This is a genomic window from Streptomyces pseudogriseolus, from assembly GCA_002154585.1.
GTDB classification, from domain to species: domain Bacteria; phylum Actinomycetota; class Actinomycetes; order Streptomycetales; family Streptomycetaceae; genus Streptomyces; species Streptomyces pseudogriseolus.
This window is the reverse complement of sequence record MUNG01000521.1, coordinates 1-538: the sequence shown is the minus strand read 5'-3', so window position 1 is coordinate 538 and position 538 is coordinate 1. Positions and strand designations below refer to the sequence as shown.

At 72.9% G+C, this 538-nt stretch carries 1 pseudogene; it reads right to left on the bottom strand.

From position 1 onward, the window contains the following. Window positions 1-538 (bottom strand): annotated as a pseudogene (locus CCN29_RS32090) (putative PEP-binding protein); the annotation flags it as partial.

Below are 538 nucleotides of genomic sequence, written 5' to 3'. Positions count from 1 at the left end.
GGTCGAGCAGCGCCGGCTGCCACGGGTCCTGGAGCCGGGAGACCGCACCCACCTGACGGTCCGCGGCGAACGTGTACTGCGCGAGGTCGTTCGTGCCCAGCGACAGGAACTCCACCTCCCGCAGCACCGAACGCGCCCGCAGCGCGGCCGACGGGATCTCGACCATCGCGCCGTACTTCGCCCGCAGCCCCGCCTCCCGGCACGCGTCCGCGAACGCCTTCGCGTCGGCCCGGTCCGCCACCATCGGCGCNNGACCGGCAGCCCGTCCGCCGCCTTCGCCAGCGCCGTCAGCTGGGTACGCAGCACATCCGGGTGGTCGAGCAGGGTCCGCAGACCCCGCACGCCCAGCGCGGGGTTGGGCTCGTCGGCCGGCGTGAGAAAGTCCAGCGGCTTGTCCGCGCCCGCGTCCAGCACACGCACCACGACACGCCCCTCGGGGAACGCCTCCAGCACCTGCCGGTACGCCTCGACCTGCTTCTCCTCGGACGGAGCGGCCTTGCTGTCGTCCAGGAACAGGAACTCGGTACGGAACAGACCG